1 protein-coding gene is annotated in these 934 nt (G+C 57.2%); it reads right to left on the bottom strand.

Features of this window, described 5'->3' with window-relative positions; translation table 11 throughout:
- Nucleotides 1-266: 266 nt before the first annotated feature.
- Nucleotides 267-934, bottom strand: a 668-nt coding sequence (locus tag ACRZ95_RS23040) for an Asp-tRNA(Asn)/Glu-tRNA(Gln) amidotransferase subunit GatB (protein ID WP_480555710.1), incomplete at its 5' end; no start/stop codon positions are given.

The following is a 934-nucleotide window of genomic DNA, read 5'->3' as shown; positions in this document are numbered from 1 at the left end:
TGTCGAACTGGACCTCGGAGCTGGGCGTGGTCGCCGAGGTTTCGTCGCTCTGACTGTCAATCGCGGCATACCGGACCAATCGGTCCTCAAGTTCCTGATCAAACCTGTTCTGCATGAAATGGCACCTCTCTATTGGCGCAAGAAAGGGGGCAATCCTGAGTGAAGTCAACCCGATGGCCCATCCCGCAAATGGTGAGCAAAAGGCCGCGGCGCACGACGTACAAATCAGGCGCGCCACGTCGCCTGATCTGTACAAAACATAGGATTTATGCGCCCAGCTTCTTGCTGACCAGTTCGTTAACCGCTTTGGGATTAGCCTTGCCGCCGGTCGCCTTCATGACCTGCCCGACGAACCAGCCCGCCAGTTTCGGGTTCACCTTGGCTTTCTCGACTTGTGCCGGATTGGCGGCGATGATCTCGTCCAGAGCGGTTTCGATCGCTCCGGTATCCGTCACCTGTTTCATCCCGCGCTCTTCGACGATCTGCGCCGGGTCACCGCCTTCGGTATAGACGATCTCGAACAGGTCTTTGGCAATCTTGCCCGAGATGGCGTCAGAGGAAATCAGGTCGATGATCCCACCCAGTTGTGCCGGGGAGACTGGCGACTCTGTGATGTCATGATCTTCTTTTTTCAGACGGCCAAACAGCTCGTTGATAACCCAGTTTGCGGCCAGCTTGCCATTGCGGCCCTTGGCAACGTCTTCGAAATAGGCTGCCGATTCCACCTCGGCTGTCAGTACCGACGCGTCGTAATCGGTCAGGCCGAATGCGCTGATAAAGCGCGCTTTTTTATCGTCCGGCAGCTCAGGCAACTTGGCGGCAATATCGTCCACCCATGCTTGTTCCATCTCCAACGGCAGCAGGTCGGGGTCTGGGGAATAGGGGTACTCATGCGCTTCTTCCTTGGACCGCATCGAGCGTGTGTCGCCCTTGT

It is taken from the genome of Ruegeria sp. AI3 (assembly GCF_056541245.1).
Note: the sequence above shows the minus strand (reverse complement) of the source record. Positions and strands in the feature narration are given on the sequence as shown.